Origin of the sequence: Burkholderia sp. LA-2-3-30-S1-D2, from assembly GCF_001523915.2 — a bacterium.
Lineage (GTDB): Bacteria > Pseudomonadota > Gammaproteobacteria > Burkholderiales > Burkholderiaceae > Burkholderia > Burkholderia diffusa.
Window position 1 is genome coordinate 729,575 of the sequence record NZ_CP013384.1, and the last position, 22,427, is coordinate 752,001.

The following is a 22,427-nucleotide window of genomic DNA, read 5'->3' on the forward strand; positions in this document are numbered from 1 at the left end:
CCGGCACCACCGCTATCGCCGCCCAACCACTCGCCACAAAGCAAAACGCCACGGCAAGCCGTGGCGCTTTTCCTCTACCGTATCGCGCCATGCTCCGGCGCATCCGGGGCGGATCGATCAGTGATGCACGTCGGCCGGGCGTCCGTCGAAGTCGTGCCCTGCGCGGCGAATCTCGCAACGTGCGTCCTTCTCTGCCTTCACGCCGTTGAACACGATGTTCAGGATCACGGCAGTGGCGGACGCGAGCAGGATGCCGCTGTGCAGGATCGGTGCGAGCGCGGGCGGCAGCTTCGAGAAGAAGTGCGGCGACACGACCGGCACGAGGCCCATCCCGACGCTGACGGCGACGATGAACAGGTTGTGCGAGTTGTCTACGAAGTCGACCTTCGACAGAACCTTGATGCCGTTCGCGGCCACCATCCCGAACATCACGATACCCGCGCCGCCGAGCACGAACGGCGGCACCGATGCGACGACCTGCGCCATCTTCGGGAACAGGCCGAGCAGCACCAGGATCACGCCGCCCGTCGCGCAGACGAACCGGCTCTTCACGCCCGTCACGCCGATCAGGCCGACGTTCTGCGAGAACGACGTATGCGGAAACGAGTTGAAGATGCCGCCGATCAGCGTGCCGAGGCCGTCGACGCGCAGGCCGCGCACGAGGCGCTCCTGGTTGACCGGGCGATCGACCATGTCGCCGACCGCGAGGAACATGCCGGTCGATTCGATGAACGTGACGAACATCACCGTGACCATCGTCGCGATCGACAGCGGGTCGAAGTGCGGCAGGCCGAAGTGGAACGGCATCACGAAACCAACCCACGGTGCGTGCGCGACGCCGTCGGTATTCACGCGACCGATCGCGAACGCGATCACGAAGCCGGCGACGATGCCGAGCAGCACCGAGATGTTCGCGATGAAGCCGCGGCCGAACTTGTTGATCAGCAGGATCAGCGTGAGCACGAGCAGCGACAGGCCGAGGTAGACGGGGCTGCCGTATTCGGGGTTGCCGACGCCGCCCGCTGCCCAGTTGATCCCGACTTCCATCAGCGACAGCCCGATCACCGCGATCACGGTGCCGACGACGACCGGCGGAAAGAATCGCAACAGCTTGCCGATCATCGGCGCGAGCACGATGCCGATGATGCCGGCGGCAATGGTCGAGCCGAAGATGTCGAGAATGCCGAGGCCGGGGTTGGTGCCGATCGCGATCATCGGGCCGACGGCCGCGAACGTGCAGCCCATGATGACGGGCAGGCGGATCCCGAAGATCCACAGGCCGAGCGTCTGGATCAGCGTGGCGATACCGCACGAAAATAGATCGGCGCTGATCAGGAACGCGATCTGGTCTTTCGGCAGCTTCAGCGCGCCGCCGACGATAAGCGGCACGGCTACGGCGCCGGCGTACATGACGAGGACGTGCTGCAGACCAAGCGTTACAAGCTTGCCGGTCGGCAGCACCTCATCGCACGGATGGACCGTGTTCGATTGCATCTGTCTCACTCCATGATCTTGTTTTCGGGGTGATACGAAGTTATGCGGAATGGAACGTCGCAACAAGAGCACTGGGTTCTATTCCGTTCTTTGCTGGTTCGATATGCCATTTCGGCATGAAACAGGGTGTCGATCATCGGGAAACTGCCGCTGGAGTGAGGTTCCCCGGTTTTATAGCCCTTCAAAATAGTGCATGCCGCCATGTCAAATATCGGCGGCTTTATGGTGTGTATCGCGACCGTGGCATAGTGGAAAAAACGACCGGTGGAAAATCGCGCCGGGTTAACCCGCTGGCGGCCGTTCTGGCGCGTAACGCGTGGCCGGGTGAAACCGATGGTGCGCGGCTGCGTTTTTCACGTCGCCAGGGTGTCAAAAGCGCCGAGCAATTCGGGCCGCATGTCGCGATCCCGCTATCATCGATATCCGTTCACTCGAATACGCCAACCCGTCATGCGCCTGCTCGGAATCGACCTCGGTACCGGCTCCGTCAAACTCGTCACGCTCGATGCCGATGGCGTCGAGCGCGCGGTTGCGAGCCAACCCTATGCGTTGTCGTCGCCGCAGCCAGGCTGGACCGAAATTGCCCCCGACGTGTGGTGGCAGGCGCTCGTGCGCGCCGCTGCGCGGCTGCCGGCCGGTGAGCGCGCGCAGGTCGCGGCGATCGGCTTCTCCGGCCAGATGCATGGCGTCGTGCTGATCGACGCGGCCGGGCAGCCGGTGCGGCCCGCGCTGTTGTGGCCCGACACGCGCGCGGTGCGCGAAGCGGACGCGGCCGACTGGCCGGACGCGCCGAATCCCGTCGCGCCCGGCATGGCGGGCCCCCTGTTGCGCTGGCTGGCCGCACACGAACCGCACGCGTTGCGGGATGCACGCTGGGCCGTGCAGCCGAAGGACTGGCTGCGCGTCGCGCTGGGCGGCGAGGTCGCGGCCGATCCGAGCGATGCATGCGCGACGGCGCTCGCGACGCCGGACGGCGCGTGGGATACGGCGCTGATCGACGCGCTGGGCTTGCCCGTCGACCGGTTCGCACCCGACCGGGCGTCGGGTGCGCGCTGCGGCGTGCTCGATGCGAAGGCGGCGGCGGCACTCGGGCTGCCGGCCGGCGTGCCGCTCGCGACGGGGGCGGCCGATACCGCGTGCGCGGCGCTCGGCAGCGGGCTCGTCGCGGCCGGCGACGCGCTGCTGACCACCGGCAGCGGTGGCCAGATCGTCGTGCTCGCGGACAGGTTGCCGCCCGCACGGCGCGGGCTGCATCGTTATCGCACGGCGGCGGGCGGCGGCTATTACACGATGGCCGCGATGCAGAACGTCGGGCTCGCGCTCGAAGCCGTGCGCGGCTGGCTCGGCTATCCGGGCTGGCCGGATGCGTACGACGACGCGTTCGCCGGGCCGGCATCGGAGCGGCTCTGCTTCCTGCCGTACCTGACGGGCGAGCGTTCGCCGTGGATGAATCCCGACGCGCGCGGCGGCTGGCTCGGTCTCGGGCTCGGCGACACGCGCGGCGCAATGATGCGCGCCGCGTTCGAGGGCGTCGCATTCGCGTTGCGCGCGGGGCTCGATGCGATTCGCGATGCGAACCGGGTCGATCCGGTGACGACGCTGCGCCTCGCCGGTGGTGGCTCGGTCGATCCGCGCTGGCGTCAGTTGCTCGCGGATGCGCTCGGCGCGTCGCTCGACGCGGTCGATTGCCCGAACGCCGCGACGCGCGGCGCCGCGCTGCTCGCGGGCGTCGCGATCGGACACTGGCGCGAAGATGCGCTGCACACGCTGGCGCCGACCGCGTCGCCAGTCGCCGCACCGCACGACGATCGCGCGCTGGCCGCACGCCATGCGCGTTTCGTCGATCTGTATGCGCGAACGGATGCGTGGTTCACGACCGGCGTCTAAACTCGGGCACTTGTCCTGTCGCGACAGCGGTGACGCGTCGCGGCAAGCCGGCGGCTGTTTCCCGCACGCGACGGGCGGCGGGATCGGGGATCATGACGGGCACACTCCGGTATCGCCGTGTCGCGCGGCACGGCTCGACCTGATCACACACGCGCTGCCGCTCGAGACGCTCCCCGGCGGCGCCGACCCGATGAAGACGGGCGAATCGATTCGCCCGATCGTGCTGTATTGAACGGAAGGGAACTCCATGCTCGAACTCGTTACTTCGCATGCTTGCCACGGTGGCGAGCAACGCTTCTATCGCCACGATTCGAAGGCGATCGGCCTGCCGATGAAGTTCTCGGTGTACCTGCCGCCGCAGGCCGCGCACGGTCGCGTGCCGGCGCTGTTCTATCTCGCGGGGCTCACGTGCACCGAGGAGACGTTTGCGATCAAGGGCGGCGCGCAGCAGTACGCGGCGCAGCACGGCCTCGCGCTCGTGATGCCCGATACGAGCCCGCGCGGCGCGGGCGTGCCGGGCGAGACCGATGCATGGGATTTCGGCGTCGGCGCGGGTTTCTATGTCGACGCGACGCAAGCTCCGTGGTCGACGCATTACCGGATGGAATCGTACGTGACGGGCGAGTTGCGCGAGCTTGTCGCCGCCGAGTTGCCGATCGACGGCGCGCGGCTCGGTATCTTCGGCCACTCGATGGGCGGGCACGGCGCGCTGACGCTCGCGCTGCGTCACCCCGACCTGTACCGATCGGTGTCGGCGTTCGCGCCGATTGCCGCGCCGACGCGTTGCCCGTGGGGCGAGAAGGCGTTCTCGGGCTACCTCGGCGACGATCGCGACGCGTGGAAGCAGCACGACGCGAGCGAACTCGTCATGCGCGCGGATGCGCCGAAGTTCGCGGACGGCATCCTCGTCGACCAGGGCCTCGCCGATCAATTCCTCGCGAACCAGCTGAGCCCGGACGTATTCGAAGCCGCGTGCGCGAAGGCCGGCCAGCCGCTGACGCTGCGCCGCCATGCAGGCTACGACCACGGTTACTACTTCATCTCGACGTTCATCGCCGATCACATCGCGCATCACGCACGCGTGCTCGTACTGTGAGCGGGGCGCGGCACGCGTGACCCGCGGTGCGCGCCGCACGTCGCGCGCGCATGCAAAAACGCCGGCGGCCTTTCGGCTACGCCGGCGTTTTGGTTTTCGTCGCTCGACGATCAGTGGCGCCGCAACAGGCTCGCGCCATACACGAGCGCGGACAGCGCGGTGATCCAGAAGCTCGTCGGCCAGTCGGTGTGATACGCGAGCGCGATCCCGGCCCACGCTTCGAACAGCGCGAACAGCGCGGCGAGCAGCACGCCGGTCGACAGCCGCGTCGACACGTTTTGCGCGGCCGCGGCCGGCCCGACCAGCAGCGTGAACACGAGCAGCACGCCGACGATCTGCGTTGCCGCCGCCACCGCGAGCGCGCACACCGCGAGGAACAGCACCGACACCGTGCGCAGCGACACGCCTTTGGCTTCGGCCAGCTCAGGCTGCAGCGACGCGAACAGCAGCGGCCGCGCGATCAGCGCGAGCGCGACGAGGCTCACCGCGCCGATGCCGGCCAGCACCGCGAGCGTGTCGCGGCTGACCGCGAGCACGTTGCCGAACAGCAATGCGGTGACCTGCGTCGCGAACGACGTATAGAAGTGCAGGAACAACAAACCGAAGCCGAGCGCGCCGGACAGGATCACGCCGATCGCGACGTCGCGGCCCGCGAGTTTTTCGCCGAGCGCGCCCATGCCGATCCCGGCCGCGAGCGTGAAGCCGACCATCCCCCAGATCGGCGAGATGCCGAGCAGCACCGCGCCCGTCGCGCCGGTAAAGCCGACGTGCGACAGCGCATGGCCGGCGAAGGTTTGTCCGCGCAGCACCAGGAAGTAGCCGACGATGCCCGCGAGCACCGCGACGATTCCCGACGCGGCGAACGCGTTGATCATGAAGTCGTATTCAAACATCGTGCGAATGCCCGGGATGAGCGTGTCCGTGGTGGTGGTGGCCGTGTCCGCCGCCACCGCCGTGCGAGTGGCCGTCGTCGTCCTCGTGTTCGTGGTCGTGCTTCTCGATCTCGACGTCGCCCGACATCACGAAGATCTTGCCGTTCACGCGCATCACGTCGATCGGCGAGCCGTAGAGCCGCGACAGCACCGGCCTGGTGATGACCTCGTCGACGGTGCCGAGCGCCGCGACGCCGTTGCCGAGATACAGCACGCGGTCGAGCGCGTTCAGCAGCGGATTCAGTTCGTGCGCGGAGAACAGCACGGTGATGCCGAGCTCGCGCTGCACGTTGCGCACGAGTTCGACGACGCCGCGCTGGTGGTTCGGGTCGAGGCTGATCAGCGGTTCGTCGAGCAGCAGCAGCTGCGGATTGCCGAGCAGGCATTGCGCGAGCAGCAGGCGCTGCCGCTCGCCGCCCGACAGCTCCGACAGCGGCCGGCGCGCGAGCGTCTGGCCGCCGACGAGGTCGAGCACGCGGTCGACGTCGCGCCGCGTCGCGGCGTTCGTGTGCGGCAGCCCCCAGCGGTGGCCGTCGGCGGCCATCGCGACGAAGTCGTAGCCGCGCATCCGGCGATTCGCGAGGCCGCTTCTGATCTGCGGCATGTAGCCGATCGACGCGTTGCCGCGCGCGACCGGCACGCCGCCGACCGACAGCGTGCCGCCCGTGACGGGCACGAGACCGAGCACCGCGCGCATCAGCGTCGTCTTGCCCGCGCCGTTCGGCCCGAGCACGCCGACGAATTCGCCGGGCTCGATCGAGAAACTCACGTCGCGAAGGATCGTGCGTCCGCCCAGTTCGAGCGTGACGCGATCGAGTGCGAGTGCGTGGGGAGTGTCGGTCATGGTGTTGACTGGGTCACTTCTTGCTGGCGGAAAGCGCGGCCGCGAGCGCGTCGAGCTGGCCGGCCATCCATTGCTGGAAGGTCTTGCCGGCCGGCTGCGTCTCGGTGACGCTCACGCCCGGCACACCGCTGTCGCGCGCGATCTTCAGCAGGCGCTTGGTCATCGGCGCTTCGGCCTGGCTGTTGTAGATCAGCACGCGCACCTGTTTCTTGCGCAGGTCGTTCTCGAACGCGGCGACGTCCTGCGCGCTGGCTTCGGTGTCGTTCATCGTCGCAAGCTGGAAGCGCTGGTTGCGCATGTCGAGGCCGATCGCGTCGGACATGTAGCCGAACACAGGCTCGGTGGCCGTCACCGGCACGCCCTTGTATTGCGCGCGCAGCGCGGCGACCTTGTCGTCGACGGGCTTCAGCGACGCGACGAACTTCTGCAGGTTCGCGTCGTAGTCGGCCTTGTTCGCCGGATCGGCACGGCCGAGCTCGGCCGCGATCGCGCGCGCGGCGGCCGGCATGGTCGCCGGGTCGTACCACAGGTGCGGGTTGTCGCCGGCCTTCTTGCCGACGAGATCCGCCACGACGATCGTCGCGCGCTTCGCCTGCTTCGATGCGCCGAGCAGTTTGCCCATCCACGGATCGTAGTCCGCGCCGTTGTAGATCACGACCTGCGCGTGCTGCAGCGCGCGTGCGGTCTTCGGGCTCGCTTCGAACAGGTGCGGATCCTGGTCGGGATTGCTGAGGATGCTGGTCACCGCGACATGGCGGCCGCCGATCTGCGATGCGACGTCGCCATAGAAATTCTCGGCGGCGACCACATTGACGGTCGCGGCCTGCGCGAAGGCGGGTGAGGCGATCGACAGCGCAGCGGCCGCGGCGGCCGCGGCGGCGAACAGACGAGCAAGCGGCAGGGCACGCCGCGGCGCGCGCTTCAGGGCAATGGACATGAAACTCCTCGTTGGAAGGGGCGGCGCGTGCGCCGCGCGTGTGCGGTGTCAGCGTTGCGCGGGCTTGCCCTTGCAGTGCCCGCACAGGCCGTTCAGCTCGACGACCTGGTGGTGGACTTCGAACCCGTGCGCGGGCGCGCTCGCGGACAGCTGTTTCGCGAGGTCGCTGCCCGGAATCTCGACGGTCTCGCCGCACGAGTCGCAGATCAGGAACTGGCCTTCGTGCGGCACGCCGATCTCGCAGCACGCGAAGAACGCGTTCTTCGATTCGATCCGGTGGATGAAGCCGTGCTCGACGAGGAAATCCAGCGCGCGATAGACGGTCGTCGGCGGCACGCGGCCGCGCTGCGGCTCGAGCTCGGCGAGCAGGTCGTACGCGCCGATCGGGCGCTGCGCGGCCAGCACGCGTTCGTAGACCTGGCGGCGCAGCGGCGTCCACGCGAGCCCGTGCTCGGCGGCGAATGCGTCGGCCCGGGACAGCCGGGCGTCGATGTGCGATGAGGTGGCCATGGCGTGGAGCTGGCAATGAGACGAAGTATCGCGATGATATAACGTATCTTCTCATCGTGCAGCCCGAATTCTGCCCCGCGCACCGGCTGTGTCCCCTTCATCGCCGTTTCAGCCGCGCCGCACCCAGCGCGCCGCGCCTTGCCGGGCACGGTTCTCCGCGCGCCGCTCGGCGCGGTCGTGCCGCAGCGCATCATCGAAAGCCGCCGTGTCGCCTTGACAGCGTGAATCGCGTATCCGATCATTCGACCAACAAGAGAGCAATTGATCGGTCGGCGAGCGTTCGCTCACCTCGCGGCCTTCGTACAGCAGAACGAACCGGAGACAACCAGTGAGACTGGAAGACAAGGTCGCGATCCTGACGGGTGCGGCCAGCGGCATCGGCGAAGCGGTCGCGCAACGCTATCTGGACGAGGGCGCGCGCTGCGTGCTGGTCGACGTGAAGCCCGCGGGCGGTTCGCTCGCACGGCTGATCGAGGCGAACCCCGGCCGCGCGGTGGCCGTCACCGCGGACGTCACGCGACGCGACGATATCGCGCGGATCGTCGCCACCGCCGTCGAGCGGTTCGGCGGCGTCGACATCCTGTTCAACAACGCGGCGCTGTTCGACATGCGCCCGATCCTCGACGAATCCTGGGACGTGTTCGACCGGCTGTTCGCGGTCAACGTGAAAGGGCTGTTCTTCCTGATGCAGGCCGTCGCGCAGCGGATGGTCGAGCAGGGGCGCGGCGGCAAGATCGTCAACATGTCGTCGCAGGCCGGGCGTCGCGGCGAGGCGCTCGTTTCGCACTACTGCGCGACCAAGGCCGCGGTGATCAGCTACACGCAGTCGGCCGCGCTCGCGCTCGCGCCGCACCGGATCAACGTGAACGGCATCGCGCCGGGCGTGGTCGACACGCCGATGTGGGAGCAGGTCGATGCGCTGTTCGCGCGCTATGAGAACCGGCCGCTCGGCGAGAAGAAGCGGCTCGTTGGCGAAGCCGTGCCGCTCGGCCGGATGGGCGTGCCGGGCGACCTGACGGGCGCCGCGCTGTTCCTCGCGTCGGCCGACGCCGACTACATCACCGCCCAGACGCTGAACGTCGACGGCGGCAACTGGATGAGCTGACATGACGCCGCTCGCACGCGCAACCCGGGCGTCCGCGCCGCGTGCGGCCGCCGCCGCACGAGGGCACGCATGATGGCCGAGATCGTCGTCGCCGGCGAACTGCTGGCCGAATTCGTCGCCGCCGAGCGTGGCCAGGGTTTCGACACGCCGGGCCTGTTTGCGGGCCCGTTTCCGAGCGGTGCGGCGGCGATCTTCGCCGACCAGGCCGCGCGGCTCGGCGCGCGCGTCGCGTATGCGGGCTGCGTCGGCCGCGACGCATTCGGCGACGCGATCGTCGCGCGGCTCGAGCGCGACGGCGTCGACGTTGCGCGCATTCGTCGTGTCGCGCGTCCGACCGGCACCGCGTTCGTCGCGTATCGCGACGACGGTTCGCGCAGCTTCGTGTTCAGCCTGTCGACCAGCGCGGCCGCGTGCGTCGACGCATCCGACGTCGACACCGCGATGTTCGACGGTTGCCGCTACTTCCATGTGATGGGCTCGTCGCTGACGAGCGAATCGGCGATCGCGGCCGTCCAGCGCGGCGTGATCGAAGCGGCGCGCGTCGGCGCGAAGGTGTCGTTCGACCCGAACATGCGGCCCGAGATGCTGAGCTTCCGTCCGATGCGCGCGGCGCTCGACACGATGCTCGCCGCTTGCCATCTGTTTCTGCCGAGCGAGGCCGACCTGCCGTTCTTCTGCGGGCCGCAGCCGGCCGAGCGCGCGATCGCCGGGCTGCTCGCGACGCATCCGCTGCTCGAGCGCGTCGTGCTCAAGCGTGGCGCGGCCGGCAGCGCCGCGTTCGACCGTGCGAGCCGTGTGGACGTGCCGGCCTGGCCGGTCGACGAACTCGATCCGACCGGTGCCGGCGACTGCTTCGGCGGTACGTTGGTCGCGAGCCTCGTCGCCGGCCTGCCGATCGACGTCGCGCTGCGCCGCGCGAACGCGGCCGGCGCGATCGCGGTCACGCGGCGCGGCCCGATGGAGGGCAACAGCAGCGCGACTGAAATCGACCGCTTCCTGACCGAACGAGGTATCGCATGTCCGGCCTGACCCCCGTCGCCGAGCGCCCGCGCAACGCGCACGCCGACGCCGTGCTGCGGATGATCTTCGATGCGAACCGCGCGGATGCGCAGCGCGGCATCTATTCGATCTGCAGCGCGCACCGGCTCGTGCTGGAGGCCGCGTGCGAGGCCGCGCGTGCGGACGGCTCGCCGCTTCTGATCGAGGCGACCTGCAACCAGGTGAACCATCTCGGCGGCTACACGGGCATGACGCCCGCCGATTTCCGGCGCGACGTCGATGCGATCGCGCAGCGCTGCGGGCTCGCGCCGTCGGCGCTCGTGCTCGGCGGCGACCATCTGGGCCCGAACCCGTGGCGGCACCGTCGCGCGGCCGATGCGATGCGCGAAGCGGCCGCGATGGTCGCCGCGTATGTCGAAGCCGGGTTCGAGAAGATCCACCTGGACGCGAGCATGGCGTGCGCGGACGATCCGGAGCGGCTCGACGACCGGACGATTGCCGCCCGCGCGGCCGAGCTGTGCCGCGCGGCCGAAGACGCGGCGGCGCGCGCCGGCCTTGCGCCCGTCTACGTGATCGGCACCGAGGTGCCGACGCCGGGCGGCGAAGTGGCCGGCGACACGGGCGGCGATGGGATCGCGCGGATCGCGGTCACGCGCAGCGACAGCATCGCCGCGACGCTGGACGCGCATCGCGCCGCATTCGCGGCGGCGGGGCTCGACGACGCATGGACGCGCGTGGTCGCGATTGTCGCGCAGCCGGGCGTCGATTTCGACGATCGCCACGTGCTCGACTACGACAGCGCGAAGGCCGCGTCGCTTGGTGCGAGCATCCTGCGCACGCCGCGCCTCGTGTTCGAAGCGCATTCGACCGACTACCAAACCGAAGGCGCACTCGCCGCGCTCGTGCGCGACCACTTCGCGGTGCTGAAGGTTGGGCCCGCGCTGACCTTCGCGTTGCGCGAGGCGCTGTTCGCGCTCACCTTCATCGAGGACGCGCTGATCGTCGACGTCGCGCAGCGCTCGCGGTTGCGCGACGTGGTCGACGCCGCGATGCGCGCGCAACCCGAGCACTGGGCGCCGTATTACCGCGGCGACGAAACCGAGCAGCGGCTCGCGCGCCAGTTCAGCTACAGCGACCGGATCCGCTACTACTGGCTGCAGCCGGCCGTCGCGGCGGCGGTCGAGCAGTTGTTCGACAACCTTGCGCGGCAGCCCGTGCCCGAGACGCTCGTCGCGCAGTGGCTGCCGGACGTGTACGCGGCTTGCCGCGCGGGCGGCCTCGCGAGAGAGCCGCGCGCATGGGTGCGCCACCGGATACGCGACGTGATCGCGCACTATGCGCGCGCGTGCGGGATGCAGCGGCCGTCGTGACGGGTCGCGAAGGAAACACGGCAACACGAAACAAGCAACACGCAATACGCAACACCGACGACAGTTCGAACAATCACAGGAGACATGCCATGCAACGAAAGATGCTCGATGCCGCCGCACGCTGCTTCGCCGGAGCCGCGCTCGCGACGGCTGCGTGCGCGGCGTCGGCCGGCACGCTGACGATCGCGACGCTGAACAACCCGGACATGATCGAGTTGAAGAAGCTGTCGCCGGCGTTCGAGAAGGCGAACCCGGACATCAAGCTGAACTGGGTGATCCTCGAGGAAAACGTGCTGCGCCAGCGCGCGACCACCGACATCACGACCGGCAGCGGCCAGTTCGACGTGATGGCGATCGGCACGTATGAAACGCCGCAGTGGGGCAAGCGCGGCTGGCTCGCGCCGATGACCGGGCTACCCGCCGACTACGACCTGAACGACATCGTGAAGACCGCGCGCGACAGCCTGTCGTACAACGGCCAGCTGTATGCGCTGCCGTTCTACGTCGAAAGCTCGATGACGTTCTACCGCAAGGACCTGTTCGCGGCGAAGGGGCTGAAGATGCCCGACCAGCCGACCTACGACCAGATCGCCGAATTCGCGGACAAGCTCACCGACAAGTCGAAGGGCACCTACGGCATCTGCCTGCGCGGCAAGGCCGGGTGGGGCGAGAACATGGCATACGTGTCGACGGTCGTGAACACGTTCGGCGGGCGCTGGTTCGACGAGAACTGGAACGCGCAGCTGACGTCGCCGGAATGGAAGAGGGCGATCAATTTCTACGTGAACCTGCTGAAGAAGGACGGCCCGCCGGGAGCGAGCTCGAACGGCTTCAACGAGAACCTGACCCTGACCGCATCGGGCAAGTGCGCGATGTGGATCGACGCGACGGTCGCGGCCGGGATGCTCTATAACAAACAGCAGTCGCAGGTCGCCGACAAGGTCGGCTTCGCGGCTGCACCGGTCGCCGCCACGCCGAAGGGCTCGCACTGGCTGTGGGCGTGGGCACTGGCCGTGCCGAAGACGTCGAAGCAGCAAGGTGCCGCGCGCAAGTTCATCGCGTGGGCGACGTCGAAGCAGTACATCGAGATGGTCGGCAAGGACGAAGGCTGGGCGTCGGTGCCGCCGGGTACGCGCGCGTCGACCTACCAGCGCCCCGAGTACAAGGCCGCCGCACCGTTCTCGGACTTCGTGCTGAAGGCGATCGAGACGGCCGACCCGAACGATCCGTCGCTGAAGAAGGTGCCATACACGGGCGTGCAGTACGTCGGGATTCCTGAATTCCAGTCGTTCGGCACGGTGGTCGGGCAGGCGATCGCGGGTGCGGTGGCCGGCCAGATGACGGTCGACCAGGCGCTCGCCGCCGGGCAGGCCGCCGCCGATCGCGCGGTGCGCCAGGCCGGCTACAAGAAGTAACGCGGCCCCCGCCGTGCGCGCTGCCGCGCACGGTGCACGTCGCCGAAGCAGACAGGGCGGGCGGCCATTCGCGCCCGCACCTCAACCGGAGGGACTCCGATCATGCGTCATTTGCGTCTTCCCCTGAGCCACGCGCCGTCGGTCGGCGATGCGTCGTCGCCGCCCGGCGCGCCGCGCCGCGCGCGCGGCGGCGCCAGCTGGCTGGTGTCACCGTCCGTCGCGGTGCTGCTGCTGTGGATGTCGATCCCGCTCGCGATGACGATCTGGTATTCGTTCTCGCGCTACAACCTGCTGAACCCGGACGTGAAGGGCTTCGCCGGGTTCGACAACTACCGCTTCCTCGCGACCGATCCGTCGTTCCTGCCCGCGATCTGGCACACGCTCGTGCTGATCGGCGCTGTGCTCGCGATCACCGTGGTCGGCGGCGTGCTGATGGCCGTGCTGTTCGACCGCAAGTTCTACGGGCAGGGCGTGGCGCGCCTGCTCGTGATCGCGCCGTTCTTCGTGATGCCAACGGTCGCCGCGCTGATCTGGAAGAACATGATCCTTCATCCGGTGTACGGGCTCGTCGCGAACGCGATGCGTGCGTTCGGGATGACGCCGATCGACTGGTTCGCCGACTACCCGCTCACCGCCGTGATCATCATCGTCGCCTGGCAGTGGCTGCCGTTCGCGTTCCTGATCCTGTTCACCGCGATCCAGTCGCTCGACCAGGAGCAGAAGGAAGCCGCGCGCATCGACGGCGCGGGCCCGATCGCGATGTTCTTCTACATCACGCTGCCGCACCTGAAGCGCGCGATCGCCGTGGTCGTGATGATGGAGACGATCTTCCTGCTGTCGATCTTCGCGGAGATCTACACGACGACGGGCGGCGGCCCCGGCAACGCGACGACCAACCTGTCGTACCTGATCTATGCGCTTGGCCTGCAGCAGTTCGACGTCGGCCTCGCATCCGCGGGCGGGATCATCGCCGTCGTGGTTGCGAACGTCGTGTCGTTCTTCCTGGTGCGGATGCTCGCGCGCAACCTGAAGGGAGAGTACGAGAAATGAGCGACCTGACCTTCGAAGGCCGGCGCGCGCCGGCCCCGTTCGACCGCGTTCGGCGCGCGCTGCCCGGCACGCTCGCGTGGCTGCTCGCGCTGCTGCTGTTCTTCCCGATCTTCTGGATGGCGATCACCGCATTCAAGACCGAGCAGCAGGCGTACGCGTCGACGTTGTTCTTCGTGCCGACGCTCGACAGCTTCCGCGAGGTGTTCGCGCGCAGCAACTACTTCGCGTTCGCGTGGAATTCGGTGCTGATTTCGGCGGGTGTCACGGTGATCTCGCTGCTGTTCGCGGTGCCGGCGGCCTACGCGATGGCGTTCTTTCCGAACCACCGCACGCAGAAGGTGCTGATGTGGATGCTGTCGACGAAGATGATGCCGTCGGTCGGCGTGCTCGTGCCGATCTACCTGCTGTGGAAGAACGCGGGGCTGCTCGATACCGTGTCGGGCCTGGTGATCGTCTACACGCTGATCAACCTGCCGATCGCGGTGTGGATGACCTTCACGTACTTCAACGAAATCCCCAAGGACATCCTCGAAGCGGGGCGCATCGACGGCGCGTCGACGTGGCAGGAGATCGTCTACCTGCTGATGCCGATGGCGCTGCCGGGTCTCGCGTCCACCTCGCTCCTGCTCGTGATCCTGTCGTGGAACGAGGCGTTCTGGAGCATCAACCTGTCGAGCTCGAACGCCGCGCCGCTGACCGTGTTCATCGCGTCGTATTCGAGTCCGGAGGGGCTGTTCTGGGCGAAGCTGTCCGCAGCTTCGTTGCTGGCCGTCGCGCCGATCCTGATCGTCGGCTGGCTGTCGCAGAAGCAGCTCGTGCGCGGGCTCACGTTCGGGGCGGTCAAATGAGCGCGGCCGGCGAAGGCATGGGCGGAAAAGGCGGGGTCGGCCACGGGATGAACGTGCTGATCTGCGATTGCGACGGCGTGCTGATCGACAGCGAGGCCGTCGCCGCCGACGTGATCGTGCGCGAGCTGGACGCGCGCTGGCCGGGCGTCGACGCGCGGCCGGCGGTGATGCCGCTGCTCGGGCTGCGCATCGAGCGCGTGCTGGCCGGCGCGAGCGAGGCGGTCGGCCGCATGCTGACGGCGGGCGACGTCGACGCGATCCGCCGCGCGGTCGAGGCGGCGGCCGTCAACGCGCCGATGGTCGACGGCATCGATGCGGCACTCGCCGCGATCGGTCTGACGACGGCATGCGCGAGCAACAGCTACCGCGCATACGTCGAGGCGGCGCTCACCCGCACCGGCCTCGCGCGCTTCTTCGGCGACCGGCTGTTCTGCGCGGACGCCGTCGCCAGGCCGAAGCCCGCGCCCGACGTGTATCTCGCGGCCGCACACGCGCTCGGCGCGGTGCCCGCGCAATGCCTCGTCGTCGAGGACAGCGTGACCGGCATCACCGCGGCCGCCGCGGCCGGCATGACCGTGCTCGGCTTCATCGGCGGCGGGCATGCGTCGGCCGCGCAGATCGACGCCCTGCGCGGGATCGGCGCGCGTCACGTATTCGACGACATGCACGAGCTGCCCGGCTACGTCGCGCGCTGGCAGGCGACGGGTGCCGTGCTGCCGAACTAACCTGGCAAGATTGCGCGCCGCGTCTAACGCGGCGCATCACGAACGAACGGAGACAGATCATGGCAAGCGTGCTCCTGCGCAACATCGCGAAGCGCTACGACGACACCGAAGTGCTGCGCAACGTGAACCTCGACATCGCCGATGGCGAATTCGTCGTGTTCGTCGGGCCGAGCGGCTGCGGCAAATCCACGCTGATGCGGATGATCGCCGGCCTCGAGGACATCTCGAGCGGCGATCTGCTGATCGACGGCGCGAAGGTCAACGACGTGCCGAGCGCGAAGCGCGGCATCGCGATGGTGTTCCAGTCGTATGCGCTGTACCCGCACATGACGCTGTACGACAACATGGCGTTCGGCCTGAAGCTCGCCGGCGCGAAGAAGCCCGAGATCGACCAGGCGGTGAAGCAGGCCGCGAAGATCCTGCACATCGATCACCTGCTCGACCGCAAGCCGAAGCAGCTGTCGGGCGGCCAGCGACAGCGCGTCGCGATCGGCCGCGCGATCACGCGCAAGCCGAAGGTGTTCCTGTTCGACGAGCCGTTGTCGAACCTCGACGCGGCGCTGCGCGTGAAGATGCGGCTGGAATTCGCGCGGCTGCACGACGAGCTGAAGACGACGATGATCTACGTGACGCACGACCAGGTCGAGGCGATGACGCTCGCCGACAAGATCGTCGTGCTGTCGGGCGGCGCGGTGCAGCAGGTCGGCACGCCGAACGCGCTGTACCACGCGCCGGCGAACCTGTTCGTCGCAGGCTTCATCGGCTCGCCGAAGATGAACTTCCTGAAGGGCACCGTCGAGTCGGTCGATGCGACTGGCGTGCTCGTGCGTTTCGACAGCGGCGAGACGCAGCGCGTCGCGGTCGAGGCGGCCGGGTTGCAGCGCGGTGCGGCAGTGACGGTCGGCGTGCGGCCCGAGCACCTTCTGGTGGACACGGCGGCCGCGGGCGTTGCCGCGCGGACGATGGCCGTCGAGTCGCTCGGCGATGCCGCGTATCTGTATGCGGAGTCGGCGGTCGCGCCCGACGGCCTGATCGCGCGGATTCCGCCGCTCGACACGTATCGCACCGGCGAGGCGCTGCACGTGCACGCGCAGGCCGAGCACTGCCATCTGTTCGACGAGCACGGGCAGGCGTTGCGCCGGCTGAGCGCGCACGCGAAGGCGGCGTGACGGTCGACTTCGGTCAGAGGTGCAGGTGCGCGGCCATGTAATCGACGAATGCGCGCAGCTTCGGCGTCGGATGGCGGCCTGACGGCCACAGCGCGTAGAACGGCGTGCGGCTCGCGACGTGTTCGTCGAGCACCGCGCGCAGCGCGCCGTCGTCGAGTGCGCCGCGCACGAAGAATTCGGGCAGGCACGCGATGCCGAGCCCGCGCAGCGCGAAGCACAGGCGCGTTTCCGCGTTGTTGCTGACCATCGATACCGGCACGTCCGGCGGCGTGCCCGAGCGCGGCATGCGCAGCGGCCAGGTTTCGAGCTTGCCGCTGCTTGGGAAGCGGTAATGCAGGCAACGGTGCCGCGCGAGATCGGCCGGCGTGCGCGGCGTGCCGTGCCGGTCGAGATAGTCGGGCGACGCGACGAGGTGCTGGCGGAAATGGCCGAGCAGCCGCGACGACAACCGCGAATCCGACGGCCGGCCGGTGCGCAGCACCGCGTCGAAACCTTCCTCGACGACGTCGACGAGCCGGTCGCTGAAATCGATATCGAGTTCGATTTCCGGATACGCGGCGATGAAATCCGCGAGCACCGGCAGCAGCAGCGTGCCGATCGTCGGCAGGCTCACGCGCAAACGCCCGCGCGGCGCTTCGGCGCTGTGCATCAGTTCCCGTTCGGCTGCGTCTATCTCGGCGATCACGCGCCTGCAGCGCGCGAGAAAGCGCGTGCCTTCGGCCGTCAGCGTGACGCTGCGCGTGCTGCGATGAAATAGCCGCACGTTCAGGCGCGCCTCGAGCCGCGCGATGCGCTTGCCCACCGCCGACGCCGACAGCCCGAGCGCGCGGCCGGCCGCGACGAAACTGCGCGTTTCGGCGACCTGAACGAACACGACGAACCCGCCGAGATTTTCCATGCAAGTTTCCGATTGCGGACGCCAGCGTCCGGATTGTCCGGAACTCTAACCCGGTTTTTCTTATTGCGTCGGCTCCCTACGATGAACGTTCGTTCATTGTTGAGAGGTCAAGCCATGTCATCCCTGCCTGTCACCGTTTCCCGTGCCGAACCGGACGCCGCGCTGCGCCGCCGGCTCGACGCCGCGCTCGATCGCGCGCTCGCCGACGAGCGCATCGTTGGCGCGGTCGTGCTGGTCGCGCGCGACGGCGAGCTGCGCTATGCGCGCGCCGCCGGGCTTGCCGATCGCGAAGCCGGTACGCCGATGCGGGAAGACGCGCTGTTCCGGCTCGCGTCGGTCACGAAGCCGGTCGTGACGGCTGCCGCGATGCGGCTGGTCGCGGCGGGGCGCATCGCGCTCGACGAACCCGTCGCGCGCTGGTTGCCCGAATTCCGCCCGGCGCTGCCCGACGGTGCACCCGCTGCGATCACGTTGCGTCATCTGCTGTCGCATACGGCCGGCCTCGGTTACCGCTTCCTCGAAGCTGACGGCGACGGCCCATATGCACGTGCCGGCGTGTCAGACGGGATGGACCGCGTGGGCATTTCGCTCGCCGAGAACGTGCGGCGCATCGCAAGCGTGCCGCTGCAGTTCGCCCCCGGCACATCGTGGGGCTATTCGCTCGCGACCGACGTGGTCGGCGCGCTGATCGAGGCGGTCGACAGCCGGCCGCTCGCCGATGCGGTAGCCGCGCTCGTCACGGTGCCGCTCGGGATGACCGACACCGCGTTCGTCGCGCACGACTTCGCGCGCGTCGCGACACCTTACGTGAGCATGCCGGGCACCCCGCGCCGGATGGCCGATATCGATCTCGTGCCGGTGTACGACGGCACGATCGGCATCCGCTTCGAACCGGCCCGCGTGTTCGATCGTGACGCGTGGCCGTCGGGCGGCGCGGGGATGGTCGGCACCGCGCGCGATTGCGTGACGCTGCTCGACGCGCTGCGCACCGGCTGCGACGGCTGGCTCGAACCCGAGTGGATCGACGAGATGACGCGTATCCAGCCGGGCGCGCGCGAATTGCAGGATGCGCCGGGTTTCAGCTTCGGGCTCGGCTTTTCGGTGCTGCGCGATCCGGCGGCCGCGCGGTCGCCTGAATCGGTCGGCACCTGGCGCTGGGGCGGCGCATACGGACATGCATGGTTCGTCGACCGCGCGGCCGGCCTGACGGTCGTCGCGCTGACCAACACGCTGTACGAGGGCATGCACGGCCAGACCGTGACCGACGTGCGCGATGCGGTCTACGGCGTCGATACCGGGAGCGCGTCATGAGCGACTGCACGTCGATCGAGATTGACGGTGAGGGTTCCGTCGGGCCGGCGCAGGTGCGCGAGCGCCTGCCGGTCGCGAACCTGCTGGCACTCGCGACAGCCGCCTTCATCACGATCCTCACCGAGGCGTTGCCGGCCGGCCTGTTACCGATGATGAGCGTCGACCTGCGCGTGCCCGACGCGCTGATCGGCCAACTGGTGACCGTCTATGCGCTCGGCTCGATCGTCGCGGCGATTCCGCTCGTCGCCGCGACGCGCGCGATGCGCCGGCGCCGCCTGCTGCTCGCGGCGCTGGCCGGCTTCGTCGTGTCGAATGCGCTGACCGCCGCGTCACCGTACTACGCGCTCACGCTCGCCGCGCGCTTCGTCGCGGGCATGTCGGCCGGGCTGCTGTGGGCGTTGCTGGCCGGTTACGCGAGCCGGATGGTCGACGCGTCGCTGCGCGGCCGTGCGATCGCGGTCGCAATGCTCGGCGCGCCGGTGGCGATGTCGATCGGCATTCCGGCCGGCACCGCGCTGGGCGCGGCGCTCGGCTGGCGCGTCGCGTTCGCGTCGATCACGCTCGCGGCGCTCGCGCTGATCGGCTGGATCCGCTTGCGCGTGCCCGATTACCCGGGGCAGCGGGCCGGCGCGCGCGAACCGGTGCTCGGCGTGATGACGCTGCCAGGCGTGCGGCCGGTGCTGACCGTGATGTTCGCGTACGTCCTCGCGCACAACATGCTGTACACGTACGTCGCGCCGTTTCTCGCGGGTGTGCGCATGGGTGCGCAGGTCGATGTGGTGCTGCTGGTGTTCGGCATCGCGTCGCTGGTCGGCATCGCGCTGACGGGCGCATGGATCGGCGCCGCGCAACGGCGTCTTACGCTCGCCAGCATCGCGCTGTTCGCGCTCGCGGCGGCGATGCTCGGCGCCGGATCGGGGATGGCGATCGTCTATGCGGGCGTGTCGCTGTGGGGGCTCGCGTTCGGCGGCGCGCCGACGCTGTTCCAGACCGCTGCCGCGAATGCGGCCGGGGAGTCGGCCGACGTCGTGCAATCGATGCTCGTGACGGTGTGGAATCTCGCGATCGCGGGTGGCGGCATCGCGGGCGGGATGCTGCTCGGCGCAGCGGGCGCCGGCGCGATTCCGTGGGTGCTCGTTGCGCTGCTGGCGGCCGCGTGGATCGGGGCGTGGCGCGCGCGCCGGCATGCGTTTCCGGCGCCGCGCGCGGCCTGAACGTTCGACCGCGGCGTCAGTCCGCCTTCGCGTCGAGCGCGGCGCGCGCGCAGGTCTCGTCGGTGACGAGCCCCGACAGCCAGCCGCCACGCAACGCGGCGATCACGGCGTCGCGCTTCTTCGGGCCGCCGGCGAACGCGATCGTCGGGCGCTTCGGCGGCGTGTCGAGCGCGACGCTCGTGACGCGCGCGCTGGTCGACACGTCGACCAGCTTGCCCTGCGCATCGATCGGCACGCCGAGCAGTTCGGCCACCGCGCCGCGCGCGGTCATCTCGTCGCGTTCCTGTTCGGTGATGAAGCCGTCCTCGTAGAGCGGGCAGTGCGGGCCGATGTTGCCGATTCCGACGAACGCGACGTCGGCCTGCGCCGACAGCGCGTCGACGATCCGGTACAGCCGGTGATTGCACCATTGCGCCCGCTCGGCGTCGCTGTCGGCGAACAGCGGTGCTGGCAGCAGGAAGTGCTTGCCGCCGGTTTTTTCGGAAATGTACTGCGCGACGTCGTAGCGGTTCGACGAACCGTCGGCCGCGATCGCGCCGACCATCGACACGAGCCGGTGCTGCGGCCGCTCGATCTGCGCGATCTGCGCGACCACGGCCTTCAGCGTCCGGCCGCTGCTGACGGCGATCACCATCGGTCGCGTCTCGTTCAGGTAGCGCTCCATCACCTGCGCGCCGGCGACCGCGAGCTTGCGGTCGATCGCTTCCGGCGCGTCGGCATCGACGGGCACGACTTCGCACATCGCGAGCCCGTAGCGCTTCGACAGCTGCGCGCCGAGGTCGAGACAGTCGGCGAGCTGATGATCGACGCGCACGCGGATCAGATTCTTCTCGACCGCGAACGCGACGAGGCGCTGCGCGACCGGGCGCGACACCTGCAGCTTCTCGGCGATTTCGTTCTGCGTGTCGCCCGCGACGTAGTAGAGCCACGCGGCACGCGTGGCGAGATCGAGTTTTTCTGAGGACTTGGACACGATAGCGGTTCGGTTCGGATCTGGGCCGGCCGTCGGGCGGCGCAACGGGCATCCACTGTAACGCATGCCGGGTGAGCGGCCGACGGCCGCTGCGCGTCGCCGCTTACGCGAGCCGCGCGCGCGACGGTTCGTAAAGCGGGCGCACGTGGCGATACAGCGCGCGGAACGAGTCGAGGCGCTCGCGCAGCAGCGTATGACGGCCGGCATCGGGCGCGTATTCGGCGCGCACCGGCGGCTTGGTCAGCACGGCATGCGGATCGCCGCCGACGGCGAGCCAGCCCAGGCGTGCGGCGCCGAGCGCCGCACCGGTTTCACCGCCACCATGCTGGCACGTGCGTACGTTCAGTGCATCGGCGATCAGCTGCGCCCAGAACGCGCTGCGCGCGCCGCCGCCGATCAGCGACAGACGGTCGGTTTCGACGCCTGCCGCATGCAGCGCGTCGAGGCCGTCCGCGAGGCCGAGCGTCACGCCTTCGAGCACCGCGTAACCGAGGTGCGCGCGTTCGGTTGCATGCGTCATCCCGAAGAATACGCCCTGCGCATAAGGATCGTTGTGCGGCGTGCGTTCGCCGGACAGGTAGGGCAGGAACAGCGGCGCCGTCGCGAGCGCGTCCGCGTCGAGCGCCTCGATTTCGGCGAGCAGCGCCGGCTCGTCCGTGCCCGTCAGCTTGCAGACCCAGCGCAGGCAGCTCGCGGCCGACAGCACGACGCTCATCAGCTGCCAGCGATCGGGAATCGCGTGGCAGAACGCATGCACGGCCGATGCGGAGTTCGGCATGAAGCGGTCGCCGACCACGCTCAGCACGCCCGACGTGCCGAGCGACACGAAGCCGTCGCCCGCGTGGATCGCGCCGATGCCGAGCGCGCTGGTCGCGTTGTCGCCGCCGCCGCCTGCCACCACGACGGCCTCCGACAGCCCAAGCTCGCGCGCGAGATCCGCGCGCAGCGTGCCGGACGGCGCGTTGCCTTCCACGATGCGCGGCATCTGCCCGCGCGTCATGTCGCACGCGGCGAGCAGCGTGTCGGACCAGTCGCGGCGCGCGACGTCGAGCCACAGCGTGCCGGCCGCGTCGGACGGGTCGGACACCTTCGCGCCGGTCAGACGGAAACGCAGGTAGTCCTTCGGCATCAGCACGCACGCGGTCGCCGCGAACACGTCGGGCTCGTGCTTCGCGACCCACAGCAGTTTCGGCGCGGTGAAGCCGGGCATCGCCAGGTTGCCGGCCAGTGCATGCAGATCGGGGGCGCGTTCGGTGAGCAGCGCGCATTCGTCGGCGCTGCGCATGTCGTTCCACAGGATCGCAGGGCGCAGCACGCGGTCGTCGCGGCCGAGCAGCACCGCGCCGTGCATCTGGCCCGACAGGCCGATCCCGCGCACCTGCGCGAATGCCTGCGGATGCCGTTCGCGCAGCGCCGCGAGCGCGGCGAGCGTGCCTCGCCACCAGTCCTCCGGATGCTGTTCCGCCCAGCGCGGGTGCGGCCGCGACACGCTGAACGGCGTGCCCGCGGTGCCGACCACCGTACCGTCCGGGGCAAGCAGCAGCACCTTCACTTCCGAAGTGCCGAGGTCGATGCCGAGATACATGAGCGATACGTTCCGTCAGTGGGGAGCCGCTACTTTAGCCGCACGCATGCGCACCTGCCAACGCA

20 protein-coding genes and 1 pseudogene are annotated in these 22,427 nt (G+C 69.1%); 12 read left to right on the forward strand and 9 right to left on the reverse strand.

Features of this window, described 5'->3' with window-relative positions:
- Positions 1–117: 117 nt before the first annotated feature.
- Positions 118–1,494: a nucleobase:cation symporter-2 family protein gene (locus WS66_RS15995; RefSeq protein ID WP_059607949.1), complete on the reverse strand. Its 1,377-nt coding sequence runs from the start codon at positions 1,492–1,494 to the stop codon at positions 118–120.
- Between the two features lie 450 nt (positions 1,495–1,944).
- On the opposite strand from WS66_RS15995, the gene WS66_RS16000 reads away from it, so the two are divergent.
- A complete protein-coding gene (locus WS66_RS16000) occupies positions 1,945–3,381 on the forward strand; it encodes a xylulokinase (RefSeq protein ID WP_059607950.1) in 1,437 nt (478 codons plus the stop codon).
- A 247-nt stretch (positions 3,382–3,628) separates the two neighbouring features.
- Positions 3,629–4,477, forward strand: coding sequence for an S-formylglutathione hydrolase (gene fghA, locus WS66_RS16010; protein ID WP_059607952.1), 849 nt, complete (start codon positions 3,629–3,631; stop codon positions 4,475–4,477).
- A 110-nt stretch (positions 4,478–4,587) separates the two neighbouring features.
- Here the strand turns inward: fghA and WS66_RS16015 are convergent, their stop codons facing one another.
- The 5 genes and pseudogenes from WS66_RS16015 to WS66_RS33700 all read right to left on the reverse strand — a co-directional run bounded on the left by WS66_RS16015 (position 4,588) and on the right by WS66_RS33700 (position 8,045).
- Positions 4,588–5,370 carry a metal ABC transporter permease gene (locus WS66_RS16015; protein ID WP_059607953.1) on the reverse strand — a complete coding sequence of 261 codons (783 nt, stop codon included), beginning with the start codon at positions 5,368–5,370 and terminating at the stop codon, positions 4,588–4,590.
- A gap of 367 nt (positions 5,371–5,737) precedes the next feature.
- Positions 5,738–6,253, reverse strand: a pseudogene (locus tag WS66_RS34875) (ATP-binding cassette domain-containing protein); the annotation flags it as partial.
- A 13-nt stretch (positions 6,254–6,266) separates the two neighbouring features.
- A complete protein-coding gene (locus WS66_RS16025; protein WP_059607955.1) occupies positions 6,267–7,190 on the reverse strand; it encodes a metal ABC transporter solute-binding protein, Zn/Mn family in 924 nt (307 codons plus the stop codon).
- A 48-nt stretch (positions 7,191–7,238) separates the two neighbouring features.
- Positions 7,239–7,700 carry a Fur family transcriptional regulator gene (locus tag WS66_RS16030; RefSeq protein WP_059607956.1) on the reverse strand — a complete coding sequence of 154 codons (462 nt, stop codon included), beginning with the start codon at positions 7,698–7,700 and terminating at the stop codon, positions 7,239–7,241.
- A gap of 108 nt (positions 7,701–7,808) precedes the next feature.
- Positions 7,809–8,045, reverse strand: coding sequence for a hypothetical protein (locus WS66_RS33700; RefSeq protein WP_159086553.1), 237 nt, complete (start codon positions 8,043–8,045; stop codon positions 7,809–7,811).
- Between WS66_RS33700 and WS66_RS16035 the strand changes: the two genes are divergently transcribed.
- From WS66_RS16035 to WS66_RS16070, 8 genes are all read left to right on the forward strand, one after another.
- Positions 8,029–8,805, forward strand: coding sequence for an L-iditol 2-dehydrogenase (locus WS66_RS16035; RefSeq protein ID WP_059607957.1), 777 nt, complete (start codon positions 8,029–8,031; stop codon positions 8,803–8,805). The two genes, WS66_RS33700 and WS66_RS16035, sit on opposite strands and share 17 nt — an antisense overlap.
- Positions 8,806–8,877: 72 nt before the next feature.
- Complete coding sequence (locus WS66_RS16040) at positions 8,878–9,834, forward strand: sugar kinase (RefSeq protein ID WP_059608014.1); 957 nt, start codon at positions 8,878–8,880, stop codon at positions 9,832–9,834.
- Positions 9,822–11,174: a D-tagatose-bisphosphate aldolase, class II, non-catalytic subunit gene (locus tag WS66_RS16045; protein ID WP_059607958.1), complete on the forward strand. Its 1,353-nt coding sequence runs from the start codon at positions 9,822–9,824 to the stop codon at positions 11,172–11,174. The genes WS66_RS16040 and WS66_RS16045 overlap by 13 nt, the downstream gene beginning before the upstream one ends.
- A gap of 89 nt (positions 11,175–11,263) precedes the next feature.
- Positions 11,264–12,589 (forward strand): ABC transporter substrate-binding protein, encoded by a 1,326-nt coding sequence (locus WS66_RS16050; protein ID WP_059607959.1) that lies wholly within the window; start codon positions 11,264–11,266, stop codon positions 12,587–12,589.
- Positions 12,590–12,691: 102 nt separating this feature from the next.
- Positions 12,692–13,639: a carbohydrate ABC transporter permease gene (locus tag WS66_RS16055; protein WP_059607960.1), complete on the forward strand. Its 948-nt coding sequence runs from the start codon at positions 12,692–12,694 to the stop codon at positions 13,637–13,639.
- A complete protein-coding gene (locus WS66_RS16060) occupies positions 13,636–14,487 on the forward strand; it encodes a carbohydrate ABC transporter permease (protein ID WP_059607961.1) in 852 nt (283 codons plus the stop codon). Before WS66_RS16055 ends, WS66_RS16060 begins: the two co-directional genes overlap by 4 nt.
- On the forward strand, positions 14,484–15,212 hold the full coding sequence (locus WS66_RS16065; protein ID WP_059607962.1) for an HAD family hydrolase: 729 nt from the start codon (positions 14,484–14,486) through the stop codon (positions 15,210–15,212). Before WS66_RS16060 ends, WS66_RS16065 begins: the two co-directional genes overlap by 4 nt.
- Positions 15,213–15,271: 59 nt before the next feature.
- The gene (locus tag WS66_RS16070; protein ID WP_059607963.1) at positions 15,272–16,381 is read left to right on the forward strand and encodes an ABC transporter ATP-binding protein; all 1,110 of its coding nucleotides are present in this window, start codon (positions 15,272–15,274) and stop codon (positions 16,379–16,381) included.
- A 13-nt stretch (positions 16,382–16,394) separates the two neighbouring features.
- On the opposite strand, the gene WS66_RS16075 is transcribed toward WS66_RS16070, so the two are convergent.
- Entirely contained in the window at positions 16,395–17,279 is an 885-nt protein-coding gene (locus WS66_RS16075) for a LysR family transcriptional regulator (RefSeq protein ID WP_059607964.1), read from the reverse strand.
- Positions 17,280–17,393: 114 nt separating this feature from the next.
- On the opposite strand from WS66_RS16075, the gene WS66_RS16080 reads away from it, so the two are divergent.
- A complete protein-coding gene (locus tag WS66_RS16080; RefSeq protein WP_059607965.1) occupies positions 17,394–18,590 on the forward strand; it encodes a serine hydrolase domain-containing protein in 1,197 nt (398 codons plus the stop codon).
- Positions 18,587–19,804 (forward strand): MFS transporter, encoded by a 1,218-nt coding sequence (locus WS66_RS16085; RefSeq protein WP_059607966.1) that lies wholly within the window; start codon positions 18,587–18,589, stop codon positions 19,802–19,804. Before WS66_RS16080 ends, WS66_RS16085 begins: the two co-directional genes overlap by 4 nt.
- 16 nt (positions 19,805–19,820) lie before the next feature.
- On the opposite strand, the gene WS66_RS16090 is transcribed toward WS66_RS16085, so the two are convergent.
- Together WS66_RS16090 and xylB are read right to left on the reverse strand one after the other, a co-directional pair.
- The gene (locus WS66_RS16090) at positions 19,821–20,777 is read right to left on the reverse strand and encodes a sugar-binding transcriptional regulator (RefSeq protein WP_059607967.1); all 957 of its coding nucleotides are present in this window, start codon (positions 20,775–20,777) and stop codon (positions 19,821–19,823) included.
- Positions 20,778–20,880: 103 nt separating this feature from the next.
- Positions 20,881–22,362, reverse strand: coding sequence for a xylulokinase (gene xylB, locus WS66_RS16095; RefSeq protein ID WP_059607968.1), 1,482 nt, complete (start codon positions 22,360–22,362; stop codon positions 20,881–20,883).
- Between the last annotated feature and the right edge of the window lie 65 nt (positions 22,363–22,427).

Excerpts from the sequence above, each read along its gene's own strand:
- WS66_RS15995 (WP_059607949.1), bottom strand. The coding sequence starts at position 1,494 with ATGCAATCGAACACGGTCCATCCGTGCGATGAGGTGCTGCCGACCGGC.
- WS66_RS16000 (WP_059607950.1), top strand. The coding sequence starts at position 1,945 with ATGCGCCTGCTCGGAATCGACCTCGGTACCGGCTCCGTCAAACTCGTC.
- fghA (WP_059607952.1), top strand. The coding sequence starts at position 3,629 with ATGCTCGAACTCGTTACTTCGCATGCTTGCCACGGTGGCGAGCAACGC.
- WS66_RS16015 (WP_059607953.1), bottom strand. The coding sequence starts at position 5,370 with ATGTTTGAATACGACTTCATGATCAACGCGTTCGCCGCGTCGGGAATC.
- WS66_RS16025 (WP_059607955.1), bottom strand. The coding sequence starts at position 7,190 with ATGTCCATTGCCCTGAAGCGCGCGCCGCGGCGTGCCCTGCCGCTTGCT.
- WS66_RS16030 (WP_059607956.1), bottom strand. The coding sequence starts at position 7,700 with ATGGCCACCTCATCGCACATCGACGCCCGGCTGTCCCGGGCCGACGCA.
- WS66_RS16040 (WP_059608014.1), top strand. The coding sequence starts at position 8,878 with ATGGCCGAGATCGTCGTCGCCGGCGAACTGCTGGCCGAATTCGTCGCC.
- WS66_RS16045 (WP_059607958.1), top strand. The coding sequence starts at position 9,822 with ATGTCCGGCCTGACCCCCGTCGCCGAGCGCCCGCGCAACGCGCACGCC.
- WS66_RS16050 (WP_059607959.1), top strand. The coding sequence starts at position 11,264 with ATGCAACGAAAGATGCTCGATGCCGCCGCACGCTGCTTCGCCGGAGCC.
- WS66_RS16055 (WP_059607960.1), top strand. The coding sequence starts at position 12,692 with ATGCGTCATTTGCGTCTTCCCCTGAGCCACGCGCCGTCGGTCGGCGAT.
- WS66_RS16060 (WP_059607961.1), top strand. The coding sequence starts at position 13,636 with ATGAGCGACCTGACCTTCGAAGGCCGGCGCGCGCCGGCCCCGTTCGAC.
- WS66_RS16065 (WP_059607962.1), top strand. The coding sequence starts at position 14,484 with ATGAGCGCGGCCGGCGAAGGCATGGGCGGAAAAGGCGGGGTCGGCCAC.
- WS66_RS16070 (WP_059607963.1), top strand. The coding sequence starts at position 15,272 with ATGGCAAGCGTGCTCCTGCGCAACATCGCGAAGCGCTACGACGACACC.
- WS66_RS16075 (WP_059607964.1), bottom strand. The coding sequence starts at position 17,279 with ATGGAAAATCTCGGCGGGTTCGTCGTGTTCGTTCAGGTCGCCGAAACG.
- WS66_RS16080 (WP_059607965.1), top strand. The coding sequence starts at position 17,394 with ATGTCATCCCTGCCTGTCACCGTTTCCCGTGCCGAACCGGACGCCGCG.
- WS66_RS16085 (WP_059607966.1), top strand. The coding sequence starts at position 18,587 with ATGAGCGACTGCACGTCGATCGAGATTGACGGTGAGGGTTCCGTCGGG.
- xylB (WP_059607968.1), bottom strand. The coding sequence starts at position 22,362 with ATGTATCTCGGCATCGACCTCGGCACTTCGGAAGTGAAGGTGCTGCTG.